Source organism: Nibrella saemangeumensis, assembly GCF_039541915.1.
In the GTDB taxonomy this organism is placed as follows: domain Bacteria; phylum Bacteroidota; class Bacteroidia; order Cytophagales; family Spirosomataceae; genus Nibrella; species Nibrella saemangeumensis.
The window spans coordinates 33406-60102 of record NZ_BAABHD010000076.1; the positions used below are offsets into that span (position 1 = coordinate 33406).

The 26697-nt window shown below is 55.4% G+C and carries 23 protein-coding genes; 5 read left to right on the plus strand and 18 right to left on the minus strand.

Features of this window, described 5'->3' with window-relative positions; genetic code table 11:
• The first annotated feature begins 3 nt into the window (after positions 1 to 3).
• The 5 genes from ABD949_RS21620 to ABD949_RS21640 all read left to right on the plus strand — a co-directional run bounded on the left by ABD949_RS21620 (position 4) and on the right by ABD949_RS21640 (position 1710).
• Entirely contained in the window at positions 4 to 246 is a 243-nt protein-coding gene (locus tag ABD949_RS21620; protein ID WP_345246938.1) for a hypothetical protein, read from the plus strand.
• Positions 247 to 308: 62 nt separating this feature from the next.
• Positions 309 to 578: a hypothetical protein gene (locus tag ABD949_RS21625; RefSeq protein ID WP_345246939.1), complete on the plus strand. Its 270-nt coding sequence runs from the start codon at positions 309 to 311 to the stop codon at positions 576 to 578.
• A gap of 2 nt (positions 579 to 580) precedes the next feature.
• Entirely contained in the window at positions 581 to 928 is a 348-nt protein-coding gene (locus ABD949_RS21630; RefSeq protein ID WP_345246940.1) for a hypothetical protein, read from the plus strand.
• Complete coding sequence (locus ABD949_RS21635) at positions 925 to 1329, plus strand: hypothetical protein (RefSeq protein WP_345246941.1); 405 nt, start codon at positions 925 to 927, stop codon at positions 1327 to 1329. The genes ABD949_RS21630 and ABD949_RS21635 overlap by 4 nt, the downstream gene beginning before the upstream one ends.
• 3 nt (positions 1330 to 1332) lie before the next feature.
• The gene (locus ABD949_RS21640; protein ID WP_345246943.1) at positions 1333 to 1710 is read left to right on the plus strand and encodes a hypothetical protein; all 378 of its coding nucleotides are present in this window, start codon (positions 1333 to 1335) and stop codon (positions 1708 to 1710) included.
• Between the two features lie 131 nt (positions 1711 to 1841).
• Here ABD949_RS21640 and ABD949_RS21645 read toward each other — a convergent pair whose 3' ends face one another.
• The 18 genes from ABD949_RS21645 to ABD949_RS21730 form a co-directional block, all read right to left on the minus strand.
• Positions 1842 to 2717, minus strand: a complete 876-nt coding sequence (locus tag ABD949_RS21645; protein ID WP_345246945.1) for a zinc metalloprotease — start codon at positions 2715 to 2717, stop codon at positions 1842 to 1844.
• 184 nt (positions 2718 to 2901) lie between these two features.
• Positions 2902 to 3333, minus strand: coding sequence for a hypothetical protein (locus tag ABD949_RS21650; protein ID WP_345246948.1), 432 nt, complete (start codon positions 3331 to 3333; stop codon positions 2902 to 2904).
• Positions 3334 to 4065: 732 nt separating this feature from the next.
• The gene (locus ABD949_RS21655; RefSeq protein WP_345246950.1) at positions 4066 to 4431 is read right to left on the minus strand and encodes a hypothetical protein; all 366 of its coding nucleotides are present in this window, start codon (positions 4429 to 4431) and stop codon (positions 4066 to 4068) included.
• Positions 4432 to 4435: 4 nt separating this feature from the next.
• Complete coding sequence (locus tag ABD949_RS21660; RefSeq protein ID WP_345246952.1) at positions 4436 to 4924, minus strand: hypothetical protein; 489 nt, start codon at positions 4922 to 4924, stop codon at positions 4436 to 4438.
• 2 nt (positions 4925 to 4926) lie between these two features.
• Complete coding sequence (locus tag ABD949_RS21665; protein ID WP_345246954.1) at positions 4927 to 5589, minus strand: hypothetical protein; 663 nt, start codon at positions 5587 to 5589, stop codon at positions 4927 to 4929.
• Between the two features lie 72 nt (positions 5590 to 5661).
• The gene (locus ABD949_RS21670) at positions 5662 to 6840 is read right to left on the minus strand and encodes a hypothetical protein (RefSeq protein ID WP_345246956.1); all 1179 of its coding nucleotides are present in this window, start codon (positions 6838 to 6840) and stop codon (positions 5662 to 5664) included.
• Between the two features lie 33 nt (positions 6841 to 6873).
• Positions 6874 to 7749, minus strand: a complete 876-nt coding sequence (locus tag ABD949_RS21675; protein ID WP_345246958.1) for a KH domain-containing protein — start codon at positions 7747 to 7749, stop codon at positions 6874 to 6876.
• A 66-nt stretch (positions 7750 to 7815) separates the two neighbouring features.
• Complete coding sequence (locus ABD949_RS21680; RefSeq protein WP_345246960.1) at positions 7816 to 8106, minus strand: hypothetical protein; 291 nt, start codon at positions 8104 to 8106, stop codon at positions 7816 to 7818.
• A gap of 43 nt (positions 8107 to 8149) precedes the next feature.
• Positions 8150 to 10162 carry a hypothetical protein gene (locus ABD949_RS21685; RefSeq protein ID WP_345246962.1) on the minus strand — a complete coding sequence of 671 codons (2013 nt, stop codon included), beginning with the start codon at positions 10160 to 10162 and terminating at the stop codon, positions 8150 to 8152.
• 58 nt (positions 10163 to 10220) lie between these two features.
• Positions 10221 to 11177 carry an immunoglobulin domain-containing protein gene (locus tag ABD949_RS21690; protein ID WP_345246964.1) on the minus strand — a complete coding sequence of 319 codons (957 nt, stop codon included), beginning with the start codon at positions 11175 to 11177 and terminating at the stop codon, positions 10221 to 10223.
• 65 nt (positions 11178 to 11242) lie between these two features.
• Positions 11243 to 12187: a hypothetical protein gene (locus ABD949_RS21695; RefSeq protein WP_345246966.1), complete on the minus strand. Its 945-nt coding sequence runs from the start codon at positions 12185 to 12187 to the stop codon at positions 11243 to 11245.
• Positions 12178 to 12465 carry a hypothetical protein gene (locus ABD949_RS21700; protein ID WP_345246968.1) on the minus strand — a complete coding sequence of 96 codons (288 nt, stop codon included), beginning with the start codon at positions 12463 to 12465 and terminating at the stop codon, positions 12178 to 12180. Before ABD949_RS21700 ends, ABD949_RS21695 begins: the two co-directional genes overlap by 10 nt.
• Positions 12462 to 12857, minus strand: a complete 396-nt coding sequence (locus tag ABD949_RS21705) for a DUF1353 domain-containing protein (RefSeq protein WP_345246970.1) — start codon at positions 12855 to 12857, stop codon at positions 12462 to 12464. Before ABD949_RS21705 ends, ABD949_RS21700 begins: the two co-directional genes overlap by 4 nt.
• 1 nt (position 12858) lies before the next feature.
• Positions 12859 to 13428 carry a hypothetical protein gene (locus tag ABD949_RS21710; protein ID WP_345246972.1) on the minus strand — a complete coding sequence of 190 codons (570 nt, stop codon included), beginning with the start codon at positions 13426 to 13428 and terminating at the stop codon, positions 12859 to 12861.
• Complete coding sequence (locus ABD949_RS21715; RefSeq protein ID WP_345246974.1) at positions 13428 to 16238, minus strand: hypothetical protein; 2811 nt, start codon at positions 16236 to 16238, stop codon at positions 13428 to 13430. Before ABD949_RS21715 ends, ABD949_RS21710 begins: the two co-directional genes overlap by 1 nt.
• A gap of 15 nt (positions 16239 to 16253) precedes the next feature.
• The gene (locus tag ABD949_RS21720) at positions 16254 to 19139 is read right to left on the minus strand and encodes an Ig domain-containing protein (protein ID WP_345246976.1); all 2886 of its coding nucleotides are present in this window, start codon (positions 19137 to 19139) and stop codon (positions 16254 to 16256) included.
• Complete coding sequence (locus tag ABD949_RS21725; protein ID WP_345246978.1) at positions 19140 to 20975, minus strand: hypothetical protein; 1836 nt, start codon at positions 20973 to 20975, stop codon at positions 19140 to 19142.
• Entirely contained in the window at positions 20975 to 26692 is a 5718-nt protein-coding gene (locus ABD949_RS21730; RefSeq protein WP_345246980.1) for a tape measure protein, read from the minus strand. Before ABD949_RS21730 ends, ABD949_RS21725 begins: the two co-directional genes overlap by 1 nt.
• Between the last annotated feature and the right edge of the window lie 5 nt (positions 26693 to 26697).

A 26697-nucleotide genomic window follows, 5' to 3' on the forward strand; every position in this document is an offset into this window, starting at 1 on the left:
AATATGACTATTGAGCAACCCGAAGCAACCATCAAGAGCCCGGAGAAGGGACGGGCCAGAAACCTCAGCACCTTCGGCTGTGACATACAGCACCGACCCTATCAGGGGCCTATCCGCTGCAAAAGCGGCTGGCTGCGGATGGTCAAGAACAACGGCGAACGGGGCGTATTTCTGGTGCCACCGTCGCGGCTGGAGCAGTTCAGGGCCAAATACCCCAACAGTCACCAAATCGGCATCGAACCATGAATTCTACACGCGGCTGAGGGTTTGTTACGGCTCTCAGCCGCCAAATACTGACGACTATGACCATGCAGAACGCACAGACTTCCCAAGAGCCGGAAAGCACCATGAATTCCGACAAGCCGGTATTCGTCGCCCGCGAGCAGGTAACGCTGGTGGAAGAAATTGAAGCCGTCACCCGCCTGAAGAAGCTATTCGAGGGCGCTTTGCCGACAATGGTAAAGCAGGGCCGCTACACCGACCATCAGGCCCACCACGAGATTGAATGCCTTAACAGCGCTATTCGTCGCCTGAAAGGGCTGAAATTCCTTCTGTCCAACATTGATCTGCCTTTCTGACCATGACCGATCTGCAAGAGCGTATCAACAACTTTCTGCGGTATTCCGATCAGACGCTGAAGACGCAGACGGCCGTTATCAGCCAGCGACTCAACCGGGCCTGTACCCAGTACGAAGCCGCCAGACTGGATTACCAGATCATCACCTGCGCGGGCATTCTGCGGCAGTATGGCCTACAGATGGGGCAGGACATTATCTTTCGGGGGCTGACCTACCGGCTCACAGACGTAAGCACGGGTGGTGAACCGGTGGGCGTCGTTGTCCGCAAGGACGGCAGCACAGGCACTAAAATACTGGTATTCTTTAGCTGGAGACTCCAGCAGGCTAAACCCATAAATTCAGAAGTATGATAATCGGCTATCGCACAAAACTGCCTGATGGCAACCCAACCGGCTTTGTGGAGAAGATTCTGGCTGGGACCAAGATTCACACCATACGCACCAATGGCGACCGCTGGCGCATAGGTATGAGCATACAACACGCTACCGGTGTTCGTACCAGGCACTACCGAAAATTTGCGGATGGAGTGCTAAAAGGAAAACAGCCGGTTGCTATGTGGCGCAGGCGGGGACGGCTGGCCGTTGCTATCGACGGCAAAGCGCTTACTGCTGAGCGGCTTCAGCTACTGGCTGTAAACGACGGATTTGACACGCTGGAGCAGTTTGAACGCTGGTTTCTGGCTGTTGTGGATAAGCAGCCCGACCGAACCTATCACGGCACCCTGTTACATTTTACCGACTTCAACTACTAAGCCATGAAAAACGCACCTAAAGTCAAAATCGAATCAACCATCATTAAGCGTATAATTGTGGACGACCGGGTAATCTACCGGCATTTCTTCCGATGGTCAGAGCGAACCGATCTGAACACGCTCTACATAACTATTCACCTGAAGCTGCTTAGTGGTGTAAGCGCGGGCGAAGGTCGCTATTCGGTCAAACTGCCCAAAATTAAGAACGCTGATGAGTTTATCCGCACCAGCAAGTACTTTTACATCGACTGCGAGGAACGCGCCGGACGCTTCGACTACCAGACAGCTCCGTTGCTGGGTAAAAAATCAACTTGGCGCTCGGAGCTATGTAGCTTTAGGTTTGAAGACTTAGCGGCAATGGAGGAAAAATTTCTCACTTGATGCCCATGCTGTCAATACTAATATTACATTTGCATTGACTCTTAGCAAAGCGAAAGCGAGTTCTACCGTGGGAGGGCGCAGAACTCGCTTTTCTTAAGTAAGAAACACTTATGAAATGGTAAATTTGGATATTAGTCAACGCCTAGCGTAATTCTGTAACGACCGTTTTTCAATTCACCCATTAAGTTTATTTTGTAATTACGGCTTATATCTAAAGTTAGTGTTCCTTCTCCATATCCCTCGATTATTAAGCCTTGTTGATTACGGGTTCTTGAATAAACCTTATAAGGGTATCTTCCGGATTGCTTAAAATTAATTTGTCGAATGTCAATTGGCGATTCATTGCTGACATTCAATGTAATATCTGCTCCTCCTAAGTTTACATAGACGTTTTCTAGTACATCTCCGCTACCTAACTGATCCCGAAAAGTTACTACCCCTGCTTCACTGTACACATAACGAGTGCCATAGATGGATTGAATACCACGTTTGTCTAGGTAACTCAACTGACCATAATTATTCCATCTCTCATTGCAATAATTCATTACAGAATTAGGGTCGCAGGGAGTTACAAACCAGCCTCCCCCTCTAGCCTGTGGCTCTTTGTTGCAACGGCAGTCTTCCCTATCTTGCTCGTGAGCAATACCAAGGGCATGACCAAATTCATGTACAGCGATAAATTGAATAGCTTCTTGCTTACTACTGTTACCAATGTGAGGCCAATTTTTAAAAGTAAAGTTCAGAACCATGCCGGCCGGTAGTCCCATTATAGCAGTACCTAAGCCTTTGCAATGAGGATGCTCGTCATCTATCCGAATACGAATTCCTTTACTAGTTGTTGAACAACCGCCCCACCCGCGAAAACGGATATTGGCAACTTGTCCCCATGTATTTTCAACCGCTTCCTTAACCAATGCACGTTCTAAAGTGTAGTTACTTGGATTCTCCCAACATACATCTATAACAGTCTCAATGCCAGATTTCGGCCATTTGGCCTGTCTGTCCATATTCAAGTTAGATATTAGGTTAGGGGGCTGACCCAAACCTTCTAAAGACTTACTAAATAGAGCAACACAAATAAACAATGCTAGAATTTTACCAACCCGACTCATTATTCTAATAAATTTTCGATAAGTGCAGTGGTTTTGTTGTGGCTAATTGATATATAGCGTCCTGACCTTACCCCCCTTTCTACTCATTATCGGTCAAATAATCTATAATCCTGTCCATTGCTGATTCGGCAGTTCCTATCACCTGCTGATACCAATAGGTGGGATCATCGTGTATAACTTTCAAATCTCTATCTTTCAGATCAGGCTTCATATCGCGAGCGAACGTATCTGCATTTGAATGGGCAGACTTTAAATCCTTAAGTGCATCTTCGACACGACTTTTTAAAATGCCTGTTACATTAACTGATTCAAGATAATTAATGGCATTTGCAATCGCCCATTGAATTCGTTTTGGGCTTTCAGCGTTGAAATAAAGTAAGGTAGTAAATGATCTTTTTAAGTTCTGTAACTGAGTAAGGTACTCTCGCGTTGAAATCTGACCCATTGGTTCAATTATTAATAATGCTGAAATTTCTAGAATTGGTGTGCATATGCTGTTAGCATAAGCCATTCGTCCACTTGCAATCAAATCTAAACATAGCTACAGAAAGCGCTACTATCACTGGGTACGTAACTTTCATCCTCGACTGGTTAAAGTTATACTACTCGCCTGGCCTATGTAGTTAACAAGTGAGTAAGAACCCTGTCTGCAAGTTAACCGTTAATACAGTTATAGTGCTTAAAAGCTAAATTAGCAGCAATATCAGTCTATAAATGCTTCTAGATGCTCATTGAATGCATGTAGAATGAGTATGTACTCATGATATATCTGCCCGACATCATCTTGCCAATTTCTCTCATCCTCTAAACATAGTTCAAGGAAAGGGCTGCCATTATCTTGCATTCTGATTAGTGCTTTTGCCTGCGCAAAAATGTACCTGGCTTCATGTAATTCATGAGGGTTAAATCGCTGCTTTTTCTCCTCAGACCAGTTGCTACATGTTTCCATTCTACTCGTAAGAGTGTCGATCAATGCATTTGATCGGTTCAGTAACTTCTTGTAATCCATTCCTAAATATTTAAAATTACCTGTCGGGGTGGTTGGCTTGGCTCTAAAGCACACCTGTTAGGTCGGTTTAACTAGTGCCGCTTTCTGCCTAGAAGCTATTTGTATTTAGTTGGCTTTCTTGAAGCACACTTGCCCACTATGATTGCCCTGCTAAAATAGAATTCAAATGTAGATATAAAAAACTCCGGGTTCTTAGCCGGAGCTTTTTTATGAATATCAGTCATTATGCTGGTATCAATCGATATTATCCCCAAGGTGTTCGTGGTAGCGTTCGGCTCTCACAGGGGCCGAAGCCACAGGTGGAGCGTGGTCGTCTTTTTCGCTTATGACCTCTGTGGGCGGGTTGCCCCCATTAAGCCGCACTGAAGCGTGACGACGCTGGGTGTGGCTTTCTTTGAACTCCTCCCATGGACAAGTGGGACAGTGTTTAACCTGTGAGCGGTTCTCACTGCGGTAGCGGACGGCAAAGGCGCAATCGTCGCATTGGTAGATCGCCAGTGAATCAATTTCCGAAGCGTGAACCATACCGACCGTATCGGCCTGCACCGACCAGTTTACAGCCTTTGGGTTGTCAACTACTTCCACGCAGCCCCAAAGCATACTACTAAAAGATATAAGGCCGCACAATGCAATAGATGTCTTTTTTGTTGCGTATCTTCTCATCGTAGACTCCTTGTTTACCCGTTGGTTTTTTAACCGTTAGTACGCCCCGGTCAGAGGTATTGCCCTCGACCGTTTTACAGTGTACACTTCCTTCCATCCAGTCCTCCAGCAGTCCTATATGCCAGAACCCGCTCTGGTAGAAGACTACCACATCGTTGCGCTGCGGCTTCATGGGCCTGCCGTCCGGCCGGATGGTGGGGCCACCGTAGCGGTTCCAGACGATATACTGCTTTTTCTGTGCCCAGTACCGCGCCATTGTCGCCAGCGCTATATCGTGCTTCCAGCCCGCCTGCCTGATAGCCCAATCCACCGACGAGCCGCAGTAGGGACTGTCGGCCGGAATTTTCCAGTAGGTGCGGTTGTAGACCGTTATGCGTGGGTGGTCGTTGCGGTTCGTCCGCTCCCGTACCCAGTTCTCACCTTTCAGCACCGCTACAGGGTCAAGTCCTGTAGACTGAGCGGAAACAGCGCCAGAAAGGCCACAAAAAACGACAAGAACAGCAGCGCAAAAAAGGCGATACGCACCAGCGCTCCGGAACGGCCGTAGGGGTCTTTCAGGTCTGAATACAGGTCGAAGTCTTTTGATGTCCATCCGTTGAGGTACGTGTAAATGCGGGGGAAAACCATGAAAAACATTATGACCGCAGCGGCCACACCGGACAGGCAGGGTATCAACGCGCCGACCGCCTTTTTCAAAAACAGTATCCGGAAATCACCGATAGAGCCGTCCGAAGGCGTGATGTAGCGGGCCAGATTGTCGTACCAGATCACGCACAGATACCACACCAGCGCCCCAACGGCCATGTACAGCGTACTGATTAGGTGCGCCAGCCCGCTTTTTCGCTCCGGCTGCTTTTGATACGGCTCCTCGTTCACCTTGCCATCCGGCTCCGATGCCTGATCGGGAAGCGCCCAGGCAGGCACATCAGCCGCCTGCTGCCGCAGTACACGCTCCGTATAGCGATCCTGCGGGTGTTTGTCCTGGGGCCGCAACGGGCCGTATTCAACCTCCTGTTTCAACTCGCGAACTCTCAGTGTCAGCAGTACCACCAGTACCACCAGACCCAGCAGCGTCAGCATGGTAAGCAGATTCATCTGTCTCCGTTTATAATGTCCGTATTGATTGTCAGGAAGGGCCGGTCACCACTGACCAGCCCCTTAAACTCATTATTCCAGCGTCTCAACGAGCTGCGCCCCATAAATGCCAGTGACCGTATCCCAGCCGCCATATAGTTTATGGTAGCCCGCAGGCCGCACGAACGTACCCCAATGAGCCGACGGCGTGACCGTGAAGTAGGGGTACTTGCCCGTGTCGTACTCGCGGGCGCGGATGTCGAAACGCATGGCAAAGCTGCCGCTGTCGTACTGCGCGATCTGCACCGCTGCCGAACTGAACGAGGTGTTGGCCACCTTCTTCTGTTTGACGATATACTCGTGTTCCAGAATCGTCTGCATACAGGCCGCACCAGCATCCATGAGAATGATCTTGCCCGGCCCATATGTGATGTCGATCTGCGGGTCGTAGTACCATTCCACCGCCAGCGTGTTGTACATGGCCTGCTGATTCAGGATGATGTCGTTCATGGAAGCGACCTTCTGATCTTCCATAAACTTCACCAGCAGCTTGCCACCCACGACGATCAGCTTGCCCTTGATCTTATGAATACGTTTGAGCAGGTTGATCCACTGCCAGAAGTCTTTGCGGGCTGTTCCATCCGTATTGAAAAGTGGAATGTTAGGCAGCGCCAGGTTAGCCGGGGCAGTCTTACCGTACATCAGGTTCCCGCCGATGCCCGCAATTAGTGCCGACAGTACGGACGTGTTGATCGGCACCAACAGACCCTGCTCAATGGTCGAAAGAATCTCGGAGCCGACTTCAATCAGCCCGCCAAGCTGGCCCACGTCCTGCGTGAAGCCGTTCATGTTCCTGGCCAGATACCGACGCGCTTCCCCTTCCAGCTTAATCAAATCCAGCGTGTAGAACTTATGGTCGTACTCGCGGTGGTTGTTGTAACGCACGTCCAGTTCTACCGGGTCTTTCATTTCCTCCCCGCCGTCTACCACCTGCCGGGTGTTGCGCGTCTCAGCCGGAACGTACTGCTGCTTGTAGTTGAGCCGGATAACCGGGATAATATCATCGACACCGCCCGGCCCCTTCTCTATCGACAGCCGTTTCTCACCGTCGGCCACTTCGGCGCTCATGGCCTTCTTCAAGCCCAGAAGCTGCGGAGAACTCATAGCCTGAAGCGTACCGATTTCTTCAAAACGCATACCGTTTTCAGCGGTGTGCATAATGGCCGCCCGCATGATTCGGGCAAGCCCTAAATTCACATCATTTGCTGCCATACGGCGTTATACAACAGGTTAATCGTGTGACAATCATTTATCCTCCTTTGCTTCCATTTCCAGCATAGCCCGCAAAGCGGCATTGCTGCCCTTAGCCTGGGCATCCCCTTTGGGAATCTGGATTTCTTCGGATGAGGAGGTGTTCGACTTCTTAGCCCAATCGAAGCGCGTGATGGTCTGCTCAGCCAGATCAACCAGCGTTGCCGCCCGGCCACCGATCAGCGCCGGTTGCTCCGGCGAGTCGGCCCGCATCAGCTTGCCGGTTTCGTGGTCGATAACGACCTTGATGGTTTTGCTGCCGTCTTTCAGACCACCCTCCAGCACTTCCTGTGCGTCGGCCAGAAAGTTGCGCTCAAAGTGCCGGTCGCCGGACACATCTTTGAGCTTGCCGGACTTGATGGCCGCAATCAGCAGCCGGGTATTGGTAGCGTCCTGCTGTCTGGCCGTTACCTGCCCCTTTACCGTCTCGTACTCGGATTTGGCTACATAGTCGGTTTCGATTTTGCTTTTCAGCGCATCGAACTCTGCCTTCAGGTCTTCGTAGTTGGCGTCACCTTTTTTGGTGCCCAGCTCATCGAAGTGCTTCAGCAGAAAATTGTACTTCTTGTAAGAGTCAGCACCCAGCTTCGCGTATTCCGCTTTGGCTTCCGGCGTCAGCTTACCCTCGTAGTTCTTCAGGATTTTGTCTACGCCGTCCAGCGCTTCCGCTTTGGCTCTGCCCTTGATCTTGCTGAAAACCGCGTCGTTGCCCGCAGCCTCGTCGGCAGTCATCAGCGCAGCAATGATCTTTTCAGCCTTTTCGTCATCGACTTCGCCATCGAGATCATTCAGCAGTTCAGTGAGTTCAGCATCCGAAAGATGCTCAGTGACTTTCTTTAAGATTCGTTCGAGAACTGATCTCCGTTTCATGCGTGGGGCGGGGCCGAAACCCCCATAAATAATATTAATATTGACAAACCATTTATAAGATTAAACTCATGCCTTCTTAGCCTCGGCAAACGGCTCAACGGTATATTCCCGGCGTCGGCCCATAGCGTCGTTTACCTCCTTGTATTTAGGTATCCCCAGCAGCTTGATACCCTGGGGAAACTGCAACGGGTCGCCGTCCTTGTCGCGCTCCAAATCTTCGTACCAAGCCTTGCTGACGACAAGCTGACGATCATTCTCAATCTTTTTCTGTTTGCCGCCCACCGAAACCGAGCGGCCAGCGACCTCTACGACAATCTCATCCGTATCGGCCAGTTCAGCGTACTTTTTACCTGCCATATTATTTTAGTTAGTATTAATAGTTACAAAGCGAAAATAAAAATTATTTCGTTTCCTGCTCTATCTGGTCAATATTTTGGGCATCGACGGCGGGCCGCATGGTCATTGTCTCCAGTTGCGGAAAACCCTGCTGACCTGCACCACTGACGGCCATGCCAGTTGTGTACGGCCCCATCAGTTCCCGCACCCGGCGGTAGAGTTCTTCCCGCTGCTGCTTCAACGGCAGCTCAAAAAAACCTTCGTCGTCAATCAGCGCATCACTCACCAGACCGTCAAAGTGAATACTGAGCCAGAAACGTTCCAGCGCCTTCTTCTGCTGCGAACTCTGCGGGTCACGGAACAGCATCGACATATAGAATGCCTTTGTCTCGTCGGTCATATCCTTGTAGGGGTCAAGCAGCTTGCGGAGCTTGTAGCGCAGAAACTCCGGCGTCTTTTCCCCGACCGTGTACATCAGCATCTTTGTCTCGAAGACTTCCACCAGTGTCGGGTCGTAACCCCGCTCTTTGGCATTGTTCAGCTCCTCCCTGGTCAGCTCAGCATTCTCCAGATTGAAGCGAACCGGCACCATCACGTCCGGCACCATCACCCCGTCACGGCCGCTGGCTCCGTAGCGCTGGGCGTCTATGCACTCGTAGGCAAACCGCAGCAGACTCAGCACATGAGCCGCCTGCGTGTTGAGTTCCCGGTACAGCTCCTCCCGGTCATACCGCTTACTCGTACCGGACACCTCCAGCGGGGTCTGACGAATAAACTGCATGTTGATGGTCGCATAGGCTTCGTTGGTGTTTTCCTTGAACTGCTTGCAGAGTTCCTGAAGCGATTCAATGTTACGCGGAATGAACCCGCCAGGCGCACCGGGCGGAATCTTGCCGGTGTCACCGTTCATAAAGCCCATGTTCTCCTGACCAGTTACCCAGATAATGCCCACGCCGGAGCCGGACACGTCGAAGCCGGTGCCTTTGCAGACGGGACATTCTTCGGTGTCGGTGATAACCTCCACGCCTTCAATCGTCGCCTGCTTGTAGACCACGCCACCGACGCAGCCCTTCTGCTTGCACTTGTTGGTAGACCTGCGCCACTCCTGCGAACTCACATGGAAGTTCTTTTCCACCTGAATGTCGTTCTGGTCTTGCAACGCCAGCTTAATGAACGGAATGGCGTCCGATAGCAGCGACTCGTACCACTCCTCTTTTTTGGCGTTTCGCGCCCGGCGCTTCAAGCCCAGCTTACGAGCGGGTAACCCGTTGCAGTAGTGGAGCGGTGGGCGGAACACCTGCGCCAGCTCCGTAACCGGATTGCCGTCCGCGTCAACCGTATCAAACGGCTCATACGCCAGACCCAGTATCTGCCAGCCCGCCGTTGGATCTCTGCCGGGTAAAACGGTGCCTGCCGGAGTATCGGAGGTCTGCCGGGCAATGCAATAGCTTTCGTGGTCAATGAAGAAAATGATTGACCCTTCCTGCTTCATTTCCTGCCCTACCTGAATCCAGCTCTTTTCCGTAGAGAGCAGCACGGCCTTTTTGCCCTTCTGAAACAGCCAGACATTTCCGGCCGGAATCAGATGCAGCCGGGGCTTCACGTACTCGTTCTCATCATAGCTTGGCGCGTCCGGCAGTGTCAGCAGCACCGCGTTCGGGTCGCGCACGTAACCCGGTATGGCGTTGGCAAAGAACCAGTCCATCACCGAGCCGTCTTCCGAAAAGCCTTTGCCGCAGTAGGTTTCCAGCTTGTCCTCGTCGGGCAGCTCGGAGCTGGGAAACTTCACGTCAAAATCATCCGCCTGCCGGATATAGCCGAATACCGACGTAACCCGGTTGATGAATCCCACAAACGGATTGACGAATATTTCCCGGCGATAATCCTTGTACTGCTTCTGCTCTTTGGGCCGGTTGACATCCAGAAATTTGGGGTACTTGGTCGAAAAGACCTCCTCGATCTCGGCCGCGTGGTCAACCGCACATTTATAGTATTCGTGCAGCAGTGGCCCCGATGGCTGGCCTCCGTTGGCCCCCACCTTCAGGTACGGCAGAATGTCAAGTTCAAAGCTCAGCATAGTGTCCACACAAAGAGCGCTGCCCGCAGCTAACGGACAACGCTCTTAATTGAAGTCATTAGGCCGGATTGACGTGAATGGTGAACGTGTACTTACCACGCACACCGGTAGCATTCTCAGCTACCACCGTGTACGTGTAGCGACCCACCGGCAACGTATTTCCTACAGTTACCTTACCGGTATTGCTGTCCACCGTCACCGGCTCCGCGTTGGGAATGGCCTTGTTGCCGTCTTTAAAAATGCTGTATACCGGAGAGCCAGCCGCCTGCTCCACAGTGCGGGTGAAGTGTCCGCCTGTGCCTGTTACCATCGTGTACCGGCCTTCGGCACCTGCTACGGCCGTCAGACCGGTAGGCGCTCCGTAAGCACCAAAGGTGTAGGCAATCCGCTCGGCGTCCAGATCATCCTCGTTGATGCCGACCCATGGCTCCAGCTCGCCTTTTTCGTCATTGTAGGAAATCTGGAAGCCGCCCGTCACTTCTTCCAGCGCGTTGCCGGTCAGCGCGGACCCGATGCCTTTAAAAATCGGCTGGTTTCTGCGGTAGCGGATTTGCTGAACGGTCGTGTCGGTAAACACAAACACGTCGAATTTCTTGGTACGCCGACGCAAAGCGTTCAGGAAAGGCGTGTTCAGGAATGAGTTCTTGTAGGTAAACTCAATCAACTCTTTAACGTGACCAGTTGGGCGCGGCTCGGTGTAGGAACCATACGCCTGCGATTCCATCATTTCCTCCGGCCGGGCTTTTGAGCCGTTGACCGTACCGTTTCCGAAGAAATACGCCTTACCCTCAAAGGTCAGGCCCACCAGCAGATCGACAATGTTGGAAGCGTCCACCAGCACCGGCTGACCACCGCCCGACGGGGTGAAGCTCTCGCCCAGTGTAATCAGGTCGCGCTCGACCATCACACAGGCGATGTAGTTGGAGATCGGGTTTTGCTTGCCATCCTCCAACTCCCGCTTTATTACCACCGCATCTTCCAGTTCATCCAGCAGAAAGTTCTTTACCGTGTTCATTCAATAGATGTGGTTTTATTTTCTAAAGTAATAATAATACTAACTCACTCAAGAAAAAAATTCTACTACCATGTTTTGTTGAACAGCACCTTTGTCCAGTTGTCGGGGTTGGTATCGCCCGCGACGCGGAACTGAATCGTGTACAGCCCCGGCCCCACACCTGGGTATACGAAGTTTTGCCGGGTGTGGATGCGAAAGAACGGCGCTCGCCACGTCTCATCAAAGCCATCAATGTTACATTCCAGCGGTTGCCAGCTATGAGCCAGCGGCCACACCTCCGAACTACCTTCCAGCCAATAAGAAGGCCACATAATCGCCGGATTGCCGTTGGTGACCGGCCCGGCGCTGGGAGCCGCCAGCACATCGACCGTCAGCAACCGGGCCACCGCCTGCGTATCATCCTCACCCCTGACGGATACCTGTACTGTAGTGCTTTCGGTGACGGTCAGCGTATTGAGGTTGGAGAACGGCCCGTTGTTGAAGGCTATGAGCGGTGCGCCATTGGCGAACAGCACGTCCACCACTTCAAGGATAGTCTGCCCTGGCTGATGGATGATGTTCACCCCGAACTGAATGGTTTGCTGCGGCAGCGGACTGTATTCCGGCAGCACGACCGCGCCTACTCCTTCGGCGTCGTAGTAGGCGGCAGGCCGGAAACCGTACAACTCCTCGAACTGGTCGGCGGGCATCGTCAGCCGGTTGCCGTCTGCGTCCCACACCTCCAGTTCGGTCGGTGTAGCCCATCCGGTCACCTGTACGGGTAGTTTCTGCACGATAACGGGCGTTCCGGCCAGATTGCCTTTCTGGCTGACGCTGGCCTGAATAACGTCCCGCTCGTAGAGTCCGGCAACAGCGATAGTGCATTCCTGCGAAGCAATCACGCCACTGCCCAGCAGCAGTTCACCCCGGTAGAGAAAAATGGGGGTGCCATCGGCTACCGCGCACTGTACTTTTACCGATGTTGCGCCTTCGTAGGGCGTTGATACGATCTGAGCCAGTGTTAACGCCATGTTGCTGTCAGGCTATAGGTTTGACCAAATGGGCGACCGGCCCGTATCCACACCTGTCCTTTTTCTACTTTGCCGGTCAGGCGTCGCGACGGCCAGCCGGTTCCATTCAGCGTCACCTGCAACACCTGCCCGTCGGGTGCGTCGGTCTGGTAGACGATCACCCCGCTTTCGGTGTTGATTGATTCAAGCTTCAGCATGGGTTCTTTATACCGGGCAATGGCCTCCACCAGCGCGGCTACGGCACCGTTAGCCTGCTTTCTTGTTGTTCTTTTACTCATAATCCGTTCGGAGTGTTTTTGTACTGCGTAGCCAACTGGCCGTATCTGGCCCATCCAAGTAAGCGCACATAGGCAAACATGAGCCATGCCTGCCACCGGCGAACACCGGCTTCCTGCAAGGCGGCATAGAACCACTGGTCGGCAAGCTGGCGCGGCACCAGCGCGTAGTCACAGAGGAAATCATGCCCTACGCTCGGCAGCGCACTCCGCCCGTGCGGAGGTACCAGCCACCAACTCCAGCGCGGAGCCGACGCAAAATCGGAGCGGTAACCGGCCGGGATGATGAACTCCCGGCCCGCCACTTGCAACGTGGCATACTGTTCCAGTTGCCACCAACTGTATTTGAGGTTATAGACCTTTCGGACAGAGGCTTCTAAAAGAGGTACAGGCATATTAGTCCAAAATTTCGTAAGTGTTTCCGTCAAAATTCTTTCGTTCGATATTGCGCAGCATGATGGCTTCGACCAGTCCGGCCTCGGTAATCCCCTGCTTCAGCAAATCATCCAGATAGGTGAACTCCGGTTTGATGTACTCGTTATTTTCGCCGGTATAGGTCGCATACAGACCGGTGCGAATGTCTACCGTTCGCCGGTCGTCGGCCATGAGCCGGAACCGCCGGATGCCGTTGCCACCTTTGCCGATGAGGGCAAACGGCTCCTCACGCCGGGTGACTACCTGCTGCTGTTCGTAGGTTACCGTATCCGGCTGAGCGCGGGGATACTCCGTCGTGCTGCCGTCTTCGTTGACCACAATTATCGGTTCCTGTGGGGCAGGCTGTGGTTCTCCCAGGACTGGCACCAGCCGGGTTTCGGTAGTTTCAACAACTTTGTAGTGCAGTACCGGCACCACCAAGACGACCGTTCGGGTTGCGTAGTCGATGGTACGGCTGTGCTGCGACAGCAACATTCTGCGTTTTACATCAACCGGTAAATCCGGATGCGGAGGCATGTCTAAATCATTCATTACAGCGTCGCTATTACTTGGTTATCACTAAGCATTTCACGGAAGATTATCAGCTCGTCAAAGTCGAAGGCGCTGGCCTGAAACCAGTACGGCCCGCCCAGGAACATACCGAAGGGTGAATCCCCTGATGACGGGGGAGCGCTCGAATAAGCTCCGCTGTAGATGCTGCCGTTGAGGTTCAGCACCGCCTGCGGGTTCTGGTCGAACTTATGGCGGAACTCTGCGATCTCGTAGCCGCTGGTAGCCGGAGCATCCCGGTAGGCCAGCAGATTGCCACTCGAACCGCGTACAATAGAAATACTGCGCTGGTTGTCGGCGTTCAGGCGAATAGCAAAGCCGGTTTCCCCGCTGTAGCCGCCTTCGGTAGTCGAAAGCAGCACCCGCACTGCGGCTCCGTTCAGGGTAGTCTGTGCGTTACTGTACTTCAGTCGCAGGAAACAGCCTGTACCGTCGTGCAGAAAGCGGAAGTCAGCGCCACCGCCCATCCCCATGGCATCCTGTCCATCAAAGCGCAGCATAGCCCGCCCGCTGGCATCAAAGACCATTTTCGGCTGCATGTTCCAGTCGTACTGTCCGAAATAATGGCTCCAGCGGGCCTGATTGTAGAACTCCTTAACAAAGACATCCGACCAGCCCGCCCATTCAGCCAGCGTCAGCCGGTCGCTCTCCGTGGGCGAAAAGCGCGAAATCCGGCCCATCGAATCAAAGAATACGCCCGTTTCCTGATTGTCACCGTTGCGCCGGATATGCAGCACCTTATGGCTGTAGCCGCTAAAGAGCCGACGCATGGAGAACGCATAGGCCATATTCAGCGAAAAGCCATCCAGCGGAGCAGCCAGATCACCCGACAGATCCCATACGTTGGTGTCGATTTTGGTCAGCGTCAGCCGGTCGCCCCGGCAGGCTGTTCGCCGGTAATCGTTGCGGCTGCGCAGGGTCACCCCGCTGGCCGGATTGACCACCACAAAACCGGTGCTTTCCTGAATCAGATGCACCGTTGTTCCTGCCGGAATGCTGACCGATGCGTTAGCCGGTACAGTTATCACTGTGGGAATGGAGGCCGTAACCGGAATGATCTTGCCGCCGTCGCTTGCCGCCAGCGTGAAGCTGGCCGAGGCCACAGACACCGACGCGGGGCCGCTACTACTGCCGCCACCACTACTGCCCGTAAGGACTTGGGCATTGATCTCGTAGTTGCGGGCCGTCAGCGTGGAACCGTCCGATCTGGCCCACAGCGAATAGGTGACCGGCGTGGCTACGCCCGGTGCGTCGGTAATATCGAACGGAGCAACGCTCATATCGGAGTTAGCCGTTCCCAGCGAAAAGCCGCCTGAATCGCTCTGGCCGATGTTAGGGTCACTGCTGGCCGGAGCTGCGCCGGTCAGGTTGCGCTTACACTGAATCCAGTACTGGCGCACCGTCGTACCACCGTCTTTACGCGGTCGCAGCCAGCCCGACAACTTCACGCGGTCGGTAATGCTGCCGGGCGTGACTGTTACAAATCCGATCAGCGTCAGCGTCCCGGTAAACGTTGGCGTGGAGGCACCGGACGCACCAATCGACTGTGTAACCGGCTCGGTAGCGCCACCACCGCCACCACCCGGCCCCTTGATGTTGCCGACGATGCCCCACGTACCGGCCGTTTTGCGGTACACATCACCGCTCACCGTATCCAGATAGTAGTCACCGTTCACACCGGTAACGTTTGAGGGTGCGCCCGTACCGTTGTACCAGGCAGCACCGGCCACCCCATCAGCCCCCCTGATGTTGCCGACCACGCTCCACGCGCCGGACTGCCTGCGGTACACATCGCCGTTCACCGTATTCAGGTAATGGTCGCCGTTCACACCCGTAGCGCTGGCCGGAACACCGGAGCCGCTGAACCACGTAGCGCCATTTGTACCATTGGTGCCGGGAGTTCCCTGCGGCCCACGGATATTACCGATCACGCTCCACGCACCGGCCGCTTTACGCGAAACATCACCAGTAGATGTATTCAGGTGGTAGTCACCATCTGCGCCGGTAGCGGCCGATGGCACTCCGGTTGAATTGAACCACGTTGCCCCGTTGGTGCCATTCGTACCGGGAGTGCCGGAAGTACCCTGCGGGCCTCGGATATTGCCCTGAAGCGACCACGCGCCGGACTGCTTGCGGTACACATCACCGCTAGCCGTGTTCAGGAAGTAATCACCGTTGCTGCCGGTAGCCGTGGCCGGAACACCGGAGCCATTGAACCATAAAGCTCCCGGCGTACCGTTCACGCCGTCTGCTCCCGGCGCACCGCGCATATCGAGTGCATTGGCCAGCACCGTCGTCAGGCCGGTAGGAGTTAAGAACTGACCGGTAGCAGGCTTTGCGCCTTCACCACCGACCCAATCCACCACCTGCATCACCCGGCGCGTACCGTCAGCTACCGCTGCCAGAATGGGTGACCAGCCTTTCGGCCCCGGTGCGCCGGGCGTACCCGGCAATCCGTCCGAACCGTCCATGCCATCCAGACCAGCTACCCCCCGCACATCGACTGCCTGGGCCATGTCTTCTACCAGACCGGTTTCTCCAACGTACAGACCCGTTAACGGCTTGGTGCCAAGCGAACCTGTCCAGTCTACCAGCTTCATCACCCGACGCTCACCGTCCGGCACTACGGCAAAGACCGGCGACCAGCCCGCCGTTGCCGATTTGAGGTCAGAGAAAAGCTGAAAGCCCAGGTCTTTGATAACCGCCCGCAAATCGGAAGGCTCCACCATGCCTACCCGATTATCCGGTATTTTCCTGTCTACCTTTTCGTAAAACTTTTCTAAGAGAAACATACAGTAATATTAATACTACTCAGGTTGAAATAAAAATCCGTCACTGTAGGGGCTCTCCTCGGTGCCGGGCTGGAACTGGCTGATCGTCGCGCTGAGGTTGTCGGCCGGTTTCAGCACCAGTACAAGGCGGTCGCCGGGTCGCACGTCGAAGGGCTGCGCTGACCGGTTGAGCCGTCTGCGCCGGAGCCAGCTACGGCCTGTGCTGCGGTTATTCCGGTACACCGTCAGATACAGGTCTTCCCCTTCACAACGTACCAGCAGATCATACGCGCCGGGCTGGATAAGCTGTCCGGCTCTAACCGGCAGCAAACTGCCGTCTTTGCGCAGGGCGATCAGCAGGCCGTCCGCTCCGGTGATCTGCTCAATGGTAGCCGCCCGGAAAGACAGTGTATGACTCACCGGCATGGCCAGCCGGTCGCGGTCGTGCCGCAGGCTGTTCTGTAGCAGCAGCGTGGCCCTACTCTGCATGAGCCGGTACTGGCCGTTAATAGGCAGCTCCTTCAGCTCTCCTTCGCAGTAGAACGGCTCCCCATCAATGTACAGCGCTGGATGCTTCAGAGCCGCGTACAGAGCGCGGTGAAACACGCCCGGCTGTGCTTCCGTCACCAGCGTGTACTCCAGCTCGGACTGCGCCGAACTGCGGGCTGTCGTGCCTTCAAATGTGGTATAAACGACTTCTTTCTGCCGCTGCATAGGGTAGGACAGCGCCACCGGCAGGCGTAGTTGCTGCATCAGGCCGGGCTCGGCATAGTAATGGCCGAAGCGCTGGCGTCCGCTGCCGGGGTGGTTGTCGCCGTAACGGATTACTGAGGTATCGTCGGCATTGGCCAGCAACTCCAGCGGATTGCTGACGGCATGAACCGCATCGGTTTTGGTATTATAGATTTCCAGCCGGTAGCAGCCGGTTGGTAGCTGTGGCACCCATACGTCACAGACGCGGGGTAAGTCTATCAGCCACACGGCACCGTCCAGCAGTTCCACATCGGCAATATTGTCCGTGCCGTAGGCGTAGCCTTTGGCGGCATACACCGTCAGAGCCTCACCGGCCAGATTACCAAAAATGGTTGTGTCCAGCGTGTAGCTGAAGGATTGCAGCGCCGTCGTAGCGGCATTGCCCAGGCTGACGGCCCCGGCCGGCACTTCGGTAGTGCCCGGCTCGACCGGATTGTTACCCCCTACCGGGTCCACATCGACCAGAATGTTATGATAGCCGACGCCGGACTGAATATAGCCGACGTAAAACTGGGTTTGCTGCCGCGCCGACACCGGCACAATGAATTCCGGTGAATCCTGAAAGTAGGCGTAGCCCGGCATGGAGAAGCGTACCGGTGTACCGTCACCACCGCCATAGCGCGAAACGAACCGGCCGGTCTGCGGATTCCAGTTCGGCGTCAGGGCACGGAGAGGTGAACCCGGCAGTTCATTAACCGTCAGCGTCAGTACCGCCTGCTGCGTGTTGCCCTGGCCGTTGACCGCTTTAAAGACCACCGGATACGTACCGGCTTTAACGGCCCGGCCGCTAAGCTGCATGGTCTGGCTGTTAAAGATGATACCTTCCGGAAGTCCTATAGCCTCGATGAGTACCCCGCCCGGCAATTCGACCTGAAACGGGTAGCCACTATAGCCCAGCTTCTCGGCAATGGTCAGGACGGTATCGGTATCTTCGGCTACTACGCGCCGGTCACCCACGACGAACACGTTGCCTTTCCGGATGCTGGTACCCACAAAGACGTTGTAGGTCGATACCGTCGTAGCCGGATGGCGCTGTTTGTTCAGCAAAAGCAGTTGCGGCTGGTTGGTGTTGGCAATGGTGCGTACACCGGCCTGAACCGCTTTGGCAGGCAAGGTTCCGGAAGGTGCCGCCAGCCGGTCGCCGTAGTTGAAGAAGAAGGCGGCTATCGCCCCGGCCGTGTCGCCTGCCTGCGCAATTCTGGTTTTTGTCGGCTGACCCGGTACGGTTATCTGAAAGATATTACCCGGCTGTACGTCCGCGCCCACTACCACCGTGTAGAGATCATTACCGTTCTCGCTGTGGCTGTATAGCAGCTCCAGCGTTGGGCTGTTGCGGTTTACCAGTGTAGCAGTGCCACCTTCTGCTTTCGCAAAAACGGTGCTGTTTTCAGCCACAAATAGCCGTCTACCCTGCAAGGGAGCGCCGGAGCGGGCCAGACCGCTCAGTACGTCGGCCGGGGCGTCACCGGCTTTGGCCGTATAGCTGCTGCCCGCCAGCGTGAACAGGTTTCCGGCTTCAATGTCGGAACCAATCAGTACCTCGTAGCTGTCCTGAGCAGGGCGCTGCTGCGTACCGGCCAGCGATGCCGTCAACCGGGGCTGGTTGGTGTTGAGCAGCCGGTTTTCGCCCAGCGCAATCTGCAATGGCTGATTGCCCAGGCGGAAGTAACGGCTGTGGTATACCCGGATCAGCAGTTCGTTACCGAAGCGGTCTACCGATACCGGCGTGTAGGGATAATCCTGAAAATGCTGCCGGATAGCTTCAATGTACTCCTCGATGGCGGGTTGCTGGCCGGTAAAGGTACGCAGGATGCTGATAGGCTGCATAATGCCGTTCCGGTCGGGTGTCTGCCCTTGCAGGGCAAACTGCCGCCACTGGCCGGGGCGAGGTGGCCGGTTAATACGCAGTCGGATGCGGGTGCATAGCTCACCATCCTGGAGCCTGAGCTGCCCGCAGGAGGTAGTGGCCTGAGTCCGCAGGTTTTTCAGCCGGACGCTCAGGTATTCCACCGGGCAGCGGGGCAGATCAGCGGCAGGCACCAGAAACCTAAGCCGGTCACCGGCCACCACCGGCAGCGTGGGATAATCTTCATCCGGCAGCAGCCGGTTGTCCGGATAGGCTTTTCCCTGGTCGGAAAGCGTAAAGAATCGAATGAAGTGGTCGAACATTTAGCAAGCAATTAAGAGTTTGGCAATGTCTCCGGAAGCACCTTGCCACCATTCGGCTTCCAGCAGCAGCCCCCTAACCAGCCGGTCACCGTCCCGAAATACAATCCAGTCACTCAGCGGCTCGTAGCGCTCCATTGGCATCGGAGCGCGAACCAGCGCCTTGTACTTCCCAATCAGAGGATCAGCACCTAAGCGGGGGATCGTCGGGGCTGCACCTTCGTAAGTTTCCAGCTTCAGTTCTCCGCAGCCGGTCAGCAGGTTTGCCCAGGCGGCAAGGCCCGATGCCGGGGTCAGCTTCTCGTTGTAGCGCCCACCGATGAAAGCCGGAGCGTAGCCGTCTCTGGTGTCGATGACAAACAGGGCATCGTCGGCAGCATCTGCTTTCTGTTCCCCGGCCGTTTTGGGGTCGAACTGCTTCAGCCGGTTCTCCTCGATGAGCGTACCCGACGCGATCAGCTCCGACTGCAAATCCAGTTCATTGCGCAGCGTGGTAATGCCGGTGCTGAACGTAGCGTTTCCGGCCGTTTCGGTAGCTGACAGCAGCGACTCCCCGCGCCACGTTTTAAAGCCGGTCTTTACCTGCGAGGCCAGCCAGTCGGTGTTGACGCTGTATTCGACTTCGGTAATTTCATCGAGCATGGTAATGCGCCCATCGGCCAGCAGGTCAGCTTTCGGTTCCAGCCGAAGCGTATTCCCTTCAAGCGACAGACCCAGGTTCAGCATACCATTAAGGCCGGTGAACAGGCTATTGAACGAAGCCGTGAGCGGCCGCAAAACGCCACGCAGACAGGCCGCATTGGTGATGTACAGGGTCTTTCCCCTCCCTTTGGTGAAATAGTCGCTCCTGAAAGACATTTCCGCGGGGCCGCCCGGCGGGGCTAACCGGCTCAGCAGCGCGGCAAACAGATCATAGACCGGCATGGCCGGACAATCGCTTGCCGGATAGGTCAGCGGTTCGGATAGCGCCAGTTCGGTCTGAGGCTGGTAGAGTACGCTCAGGCTGGTGACCTGTTCCGTACCGACCCAGCCTACCGTCAGCGACGCCCCGGCCGGTACATCGACGGTCGCATCCAGCGCGGCCGACACCTCACTGTAGCTGGTAGTGATGGAATGGGTGGTCAGCGCCTGACTCGTCTGGTAGCCGTTCTGAAGCGTCAGCGTGTAGCCCATCCCCGCCGTAATGTTGTGGCTGGCCCGGACGCTGCACCGGATAAAACCGGTGATACGCAGCCGCACGGACTGGCCCGTATCGTTGCGGTAGATGGCGCTGTCTCCGGCGAAAGGATTCAGCACATTCTGAAGCATTCCCGGAACCGCCTGCTGGCGGTCACTTTTGCGCTGGAGCGGAAAGGCATGGGCAAATGGTTGCCAGCTTTGCGCCGACAGGTTGACCTCAGAGCGGCCGATCACAAACTGAGCCGTGCCGCTGATGGGCTGGCCGGTTAGCCGGATACTACCGGTCGGCGTAATGGCGTAACTGGCCGTCAGGCGCGTTTCCAGCCCAGTCTTTACCGGCTCATCGCGGAAGTTGACGCTGACGCTGCCCGCCCGGTAGCGGTAGGTGCTGTAATCGACATAGGCATCGTACAGCACCCGGCCCGAATCGGTCACCATCCGGTAGGAGGTTTCCGCCTGAACGCCGTAGCGCTCAAAACGGTCGTGCAGCAGTCGCACCGCTGCCGGGTCGGTGAACTGCACTTCTCCCATGCCCTGCGCATAGCCGATACGCCGGTAGAGTAGTCCCCAGTATAGCGGGTGCCGAACCTTTTTCAATGTCAGGCGGTCAATGCCCATCGGAGCATCCACCACCTGACCGTCCAACAGTACCCGAATCATTATCGCGAAAAAAGACTGGTATAGTGTTCAATCGTCGCGTGTGCCGAACGCTCCTGCAAAAGAAACCCTTTTTCATCAATATTAATACTAACAAGCGACTTACGCATAAAATCCTCCCGAAGCTGTTGCAACTCCTGTTTCAATTCCGACAGGTCGATCAGCACCTCCTGCGGAGCGGGTGGCAGGCTGGCCACGTCGGGCAGCGAAAGCCCGCCGATGTCCTGCCAGCTTAGCCGCAGATCATCGAAGGCCAGCGCCCGCCGAACCAGTTCTTCGTTCGACATACCGCCCAGCTTTTTGTTATCCTCGGTGGTAATCACCCGCTCCCCTTCGTTGAGCCATGCCGGAATCGTATCTACACCATTCGGATAACTGCCCCGCTCGACATACTCCGTACCTTTAAAGAATCGCTCTCCGGTCACGGTATTATAACCGTCCGCGTAAGCCACCTCAAAGCTGTTGCCGAACTGGTCGTAGACGACAATCCGCTTACCCGACGCATTGTAGGTAATCACGACCGGATGGCCCTGCGCCGAATACGCCTGACTGATGGGCTGACCGTTGCGCATATCGACCGGCGCAATCGGCCTGCCGGTGGAATCCGTCGGCGTTCGGGGCTGCGTGATTACCTCCTGATAGAGTGGGTCGGGCTGAATCGGCCCGCTACCTACGTCTGCGCCACCGCTGGCCGGGGGATTCCCCAGGCTGGAGCCTTCAATCATCCGGATAATGCCTTCGATCTCGGAAATGGCCGCGTTGATCTTCCCGGCATTGAGCAGCCAGCGCTTGGACTTTAGCTGGGCGATCTCAGCGCGTAGCTCGGCAATTTTGATCTGTTTGGTAATCTCGAACATCTGCTGCTGAGCGGCATTGAAGGCAGCGGTATATTCCCGCTGGAGCCGCTTACGCTCCTCGGTTGCTTCGGCTTCCTTACGGGTGATCTCATTCCGCAGCCGCTCCAGTTCAGCCTCCAGTCTGGTTTCAATAGCCTGAATTTTACTTTTGGCTTCATCCCGGATGGCTACTATCTCGTCTTTCAGCTCAGCCTCCCGTTTGCTTGCCCGCTCCTTCATTTCGGCCAGTACAGCGTCGCGTTCTTCGGCCTGCTGCCTGAAAAGCTGCTGGTAGTTATCGGCCAGTGCTTTCAGCGTAGCAGCTTCTTCTTTTTTCAGCCGTTCCGCCTGCTCTTTTTCTTCGGCCCGAATCTGCGTAGCGGCCAGACTGTTGCCTTTGGTCTTATCCAGCTTGGCATCCTCAACGTCCTTATGTACCTGCTCGATCTGGCGGGCGTAAGCTTCCTCGACCTGCCGCTTTTCGGCTTCGTCGGTCAGCGTGGCCAGAATACGCTCACGGGTAGCTTCCAGCCGGGCCACTTCCGCAGCCCGGTAGCGTTCCAGTGCCTCGTTGCGCACCCGGTCAAGAATACCGGCCGCTTCGATCTCGTCTTTTTTGGACTGTTCCAGCAGGCTGCGCCGGTAGTCGTACATTTCCTTCAGCGCCTGTTCTTCGGCCTTCTGCCGATCCCGCAGCGCACTGATCTGGTCGTCGTAGCTTTTCCTGACGGCTTCGTACTCCCGCTGGGCGGATTCCTTGAACGCAGCCAGCTTTTTCTCGGCGGCATCGACGGCGGCATCCCGCGCCCGCTCCACTTCTTTTTTCTCCGCATCAGCCGCCCGGCGGGCCTCATCCATTTCGGCCTGTTTGGCATCGCGGTACGCCTTCAGCGCCTGGTCAAGGGCTTCCAGTTTATTTTCGAGAAGTTCGCGTTCCAGTTCAATACCCTGCTCGACCCGCCACTTTTCGGCTTCCAGTTCGCGCTTTGTGCGGTTGAGCGTAGCAATCTCCATGTCAGCGGCCTTCTTTTTGTGAGCCGTTGCCATACCCTCGATCCAGCCGACGACATCCAGTTTCAGCAGGCTCTGAATGGCACTGCCGATATTACTGGTGTAATTGGCATGGGCCGCTGCCACGTCACTGATGTACGACAGTTGGGCGTCGTAGCTGCTGCGGTCTGTAGCTAGTTTGTTCTGCTGCTCATAGTACTGCCGGATGATGCGCTCCCGCTCGGTGTAGCTGTCCGCCATGATGCGCTGCTCCTCAGCGGCCAGCGCTTTGGCATCCGTAACCGTCGAACGGGCGTAGCGTAGTTTGGCCTCATATTCGTTTTGGCTGTTGGTCAGCTCCGCCTGCATGGCCGACTTCGACAGCGCCATGATCTCCTCGTAGAAGTCCACGACAACATCGCGGGTCTTGCGAAGCGACTCGGCCATCGACTGCCAGCCGTCGGCAATACCGTCCGCAATGCCTTTTGCCAGCATCCGCCCCAGCTCCAGCGCCATCATCACCATGCCTTTCTCGGCTTCTTTAGCGGCCCGCACGGCTTCATCCCGTTTCCCGGCCGCCTTTTCCAGATCCAGTTCGGCCTGCTTGATTCTGACCTTACCCTGCTGGTCGGCTTCGTTATAGACGGTCTGCGCCCACAGCAGCGCGGCTTTAGCCCGGTCGTAGTTGTCCTGGGCGGCTTTGGCCGATGTGCCGCTGAGCAGTTCCAGATTGGTAACGACGTATCTGGCCTGCTTAGCCAGCTCGCCCAGCACACCGCCCTGTTCACCGATGAAGCTAAAGACTTCCTGCAGGGACTTCTTACGGGCGGCAATAGCCGCTTTTTCGTTCTGCTCGGTGACTTCGTTAATCTCCTGCTGGATTCTGGCTACCTCCTTCTGGTATTTTTTCGCTTCGGCAATCGAATACACGTAGCGTTCGCGCTCCTTGCCCAGCATGGCCTCAATACCGATCACCAGCTCTTTTGAGCGCTGACCGAAGAACTCTGTCAGGCTGTCGATGTCCGCTTTTATCTTACCCTGAAACTCCCGCTGATCTTTGGCGGCAGCTTCAGCTCTCAGCACGTCGTAAAACTGGTGAATCTCGGCCGTCACTTTACGGGCTTCCTCGGCATCCTTCACCATCTTATTCTTCCGGGCGTTGAAGAATTTGATTTCCTCGGCTTCGCGGGCATCCAGATAGGATTTGGTTTCCTTCAGCGTGTTCTGATTGGCTTCCTTCAGGATAACCTCGATCTGCTGGGCGTTCAGAAAGTTGGCTTCCTGCCGCTTTTTGCCTTCTTTTTTGATGATGGTTGTTTTCTCCTCCTCAGTCTGTTTAGTGATCGCCAGCAGGTTGTTATGGTGCAGTTTATTCTCCTGCTCAATGAGGATAGCCTGCGCCTTTCGTTCAGCTTCGGTTTTGGCGTTACCCTGCCGGATTTGGGCAATTACCTGATTGTGCCGGGTCACTTCGGCCTCGATGCGGGCGTTGGTTTCCGACTCCTCGATGTTGAGCATCCGCTGTTTATGCTCCTTCCGCTCTTTCTCGATGGTGTCGAAGCCCTGCCGAATAGCCGTAAGCTGTTCGATCATGGTGCCGCTGCCAAACCACGTAAATGCGGACGAGTTGATTTTGGCCACCATGCCCGGTGTCTGGTTAATCAGCTCGATGAGCTTCTGCGAGTCCGGCCCGTATTTGGCCATAAAATCAGCGGGAAGCACATCCTTGATCTTCTCGAAAAACTGCCGTTCCCGTTCCATCAGCGCCTTTTCGCGCTCACCCAGCTTTTCCTCGGCGTAGGCTTCGCGGGCCAGCCGGATACGGTCGCGGAACACGTCGTTAACCTTCTCCAGCATCTTAATCAGCTCGGCATTTTTGACCTTTTCGGCATCCATACCGGCGAAGAATTCTGGATACTTCGCCATCAGTTGCGAGATAAGCTGAATGCGCTGCTGATCGCCTTCTTTCTTGGACATGGCCAGTTCGACCAGTGCTATGAGCGAGTTCTTTTCGCGCTGAAGCTCGACCTCCTGCGCTCCTACGGCAGAGGTAACTTCGGTAGTCACGGCCGCGTAGGACTGCCACAGCGAAATACCCAGCGATACGGCCGTCAGGATGGCTCCCAGCGGATTTGCCGCCAGTGCCGCCCACATAGCGCGGAGCGAGCCGGTAGCCCCGTTCATGGCCAGCGACATGGCCTCGGTATTGAGCGTCAGCAGGGTCTGCGCCGTCGTAAGCTGTTTGGTACGGCCTTCATTGATGAGCTTCTGAGCGGCTACCAGCTCCATCGCAATGCGGTAGGCAGCCCAGGCACTTACCCCGGCCGTAATCACGTTGACGGTTCGTTTGACGGCCGCTTCGGAGCCTATCGTCAGCTCGGTAAACTCACGGATGGTCTTAACGCCTTTGCCCAGCCCGTTCTCGAAATAGTCACCGACCACCGCTTTTGCTACAAAGAAGGCGTCTTTTAGGTTGGACATCTGACCGCCCAGCGTCTGCGCCTGAATCGCCATCATGTTGTAATAGCGACCTCCTACGTCGGATGCGTCCCTGATGGCTTTTTTGACCATTTCAAAGCTGATGGTATGGTCTTCGGCCATCTTCACCACTTCCTGCCGGGTTTTGCCCATCGACTCGGCCAGCAGATCATAGAGCGGCACGCCGTTTTCGGCAAACTGATTGATCTCCTGCTTCATCAGCTTGCCTTTATTCATAACGTCGGTGTAGGCTTTGGCAATCAGGGGCAGTCTGTCCTGACCCACTACAGCGGCCATGTTGCCAAGCTGCTCTAGCGTCGGCAGCAGTTCGCGGGTAGCCACGCCCATCCCTTTGAGCATGAACGTTACCTGCATAAGCTGTTCCACCTCAAAAGGCGTTCGCTTGGCCATGTCCAATAGCTCACGGGTAAGCTGGTCGGCTTCCTGCTTACTGCCCAGCATCTGCGTCAGCCCCATACGGAAGGAATCTACCTTCGATTTGGCATCAATAACGGCTTTGGTGAACTCGTAGACTTCGTACACACCGAAGGCGGCAGCAATCAGCGATCTGATGTCCCGCCAGAACTGGCCCTGATTCCGCAGTTCGATAAGCTGTTCCTGCAAGGCCGCTTTCAGTTCCATGTTCTGCCGCTGGATTTCTCCACGGAAAGCGATGGTTTCCTGCTTACGGGCTTCCTCAAACTGAGATACGCGGGCGCGGTTCTGCGCCCGGTGAAAATCCGTATCCAGTTCAATAGCCTGCCGGTAGGCCATGCTCGCCTGCCGGGCCGCTTCGGTTTCCTGATTGGCCAGGCTGCGGGCCTGCTCTACGCGGATACGGCCCTGAGCGGTCGCTTCGGCCGTCTTACGCTTTTCCTCCTCGATTTCTGCCGCCGTCTGTTTGCGCTTCTCCTGAATGGTAGCGTCAGTCTGGGCCTTGTAATCGGCCAGCTTCATCGAATTGGCCGTGCGGACGGCATCCAGCCGCCGGGCTTCTTCGGCGCGGGCGGCATCAGTCTGCTGCTGCTCGGCCGCTTTGAAGGCAGCAACCTGCTTAGCGGCCAGTGCCTCTTTTTCTTTGGCCGCAGCCTGCGCGTTGATTACCTGAATGTCTAACGCGGCCTTGTGGGCGTTGACCTGTTTTTGCAGTTCGGCCTGCTGGGCCGTGGTGACCTGGGCCAGTGACTGCTGTACAGCGACGGCCTGTTGCTGGGTGGCCTGCTGAACGGCCCCCTGAAGTTGCTGGACTTGCTGGAGCTGCTGCTGGAGCAGGGCTTTGGTCTGCGCCCCACTCCCGGCAGTTGTTTGGGTTAGCTGCTGCGTCTTCTGGATGATGACATCCAGTTCGCTGCTGACCTGTTTTAATTCTGAATCGACCTCAAAGCGAAAGCGAATGTTTTTTGCTTCAGTAGACACAGCGG

What these genes read in the sequence shown, in the direction of transcription:
- ABD949_RS21620 (WP_345246938.1), top strand. Translation starts at nt 4, where the DNA reads ATGACTATTGAGCAACCCGAAGCAACCATCAAGAGCCCGGAGAAGGGA.
- ABD949_RS21625 (WP_345246939.1), top strand. Translation starts at nt 309, where the DNA reads ATGCAGAACGCACAGACTTCCCAAGAGCCGGAAAGCACCATGAATTCC.
- ABD949_RS21630 (WP_345246940.1), top strand. Translation starts at nt 581, where the DNA reads ATGACCGATCTGCAAGAGCGTATCAACAACTTTCTGCGGTATTCCGAT.
- ABD949_RS21635 (WP_345246941.1), top strand. Translation starts at nt 925, where the DNA reads ATGATAATCGGCTATCGCACAAAACTGCCTGATGGCAACCCAACCGGC.
- ABD949_RS21640 (WP_345246943.1), top strand. Translation starts at nt 1,333, where the DNA reads ATGAAAAACGCACCTAAAGTCAAAATCGAATCAACCATCATTAAGCGT.
- ABD949_RS21645 (WP_345246945.1), bottom strand. Translation starts at nt 2,717, where the DNA reads ATGGACAGACAGGCCAAATGGCCGAAATCTGGCATTGAGACTGTTATA.
- ABD949_RS21650 (WP_345246948.1), bottom strand. Translation starts at nt 3,333, where the DNA reads ATGGCTTATGCTAACAGCATATGCACACCAATTCTAGAAATTTCAGCA.
- ABD949_RS21655 (WP_345246950.1), bottom strand. Translation starts at nt 4,431, where the DNA reads ATGCTTTGGGGCTGCGTGGAAGTAGTTGACAACCCAAAGGCTGTAAAC.
- ABD949_RS21665 (WP_345246954.1), bottom strand. Translation starts at nt 5,589, where the DNA reads ATGAATCTGCTTACCATGCTGACGCTGCTGGGTCTGGTGGTACTGGTG.
- ABD949_RS21670 (WP_345246956.1), bottom strand. Translation starts at nt 6,840, where the DNA reads ATGGCAGCAAATGATGTGAATTTAGGGCTTGCCCGAATCATGCGGGCG.
- ABD949_RS21675 (WP_345246958.1), bottom strand. Translation starts at nt 7,749, where the DNA reads ATGAAACGGAGATCAGTTCTCGAACGAATCTTAAAGAAAGTCACTGAG.
- ABD949_RS21680 (WP_345246960.1), bottom strand. Translation starts at nt 8,106, where the DNA reads ATGGCAGGTAAAAAGTACGCTGAACTGGCCGATACGGATGAGATTGTC.
- ABD949_RS21685 (WP_345246962.1), bottom strand. Translation starts at nt 10,162, where the DNA reads ATGCTGAGCTTTGAACTTGACATTCTGCCGTACCTGAAGGTGGGGGCC.
- ABD949_RS21690 (WP_345246964.1), bottom strand. Translation starts at nt 11,177, where the DNA reads ATGAACACGGTAAAGAACTTTCTGCTGGATGAACTGGAAGATGCGGTG.
- ABD949_RS21695 (WP_345246966.1), bottom strand. Translation starts at nt 12,187, where the DNA reads ATGGCGTTAACACTGGCTCAGATCGTATCAACGCCCTACGAAGGCGCA.
- ABD949_RS21700 (WP_345246968.1), bottom strand. Translation starts at nt 12,465, where the DNA reads ATGAGTAAAAGAACAACAAGAAAGCAGGCTAACGGTGCCGTAGCCGCG.
- ABD949_RS21705 (WP_345246970.1), bottom strand. Translation starts at nt 12,857, where the DNA reads ATGCCTGTACCTCTTTTAGAAGCCTCTGTCCGAAAGGTCTATAACCTC.
- ABD949_RS21710 (WP_345246972.1), bottom strand. Translation starts at nt 13,428, where the DNA reads ATGAATGATTTAGACATGCCTCCGCATCCGGATTTACCGGTTGATGTA.
- ABD949_RS21715 (WP_345246974.1), bottom strand. Translation starts at nt 16,238, where the DNA reads ATGTTTCTCTTAGAAAAGTTTTACGAAAAGGTAGACAGGAAAATACCG.
- ABD949_RS21720 (WP_345246976.1), bottom strand. Translation starts at nt 19,139, where the DNA reads ATGTTCGACCACTTCATTCGATTCTTTACGCTTTCCGACCAGGGAAAA.
- ABD949_RS21725 (WP_345246978.1), bottom strand. Translation starts at nt 20,975, where the DNA reads ATGATTCGGGTACTGTTGGACGGTCAGGTGGTGGATGCTCCGATGGGC.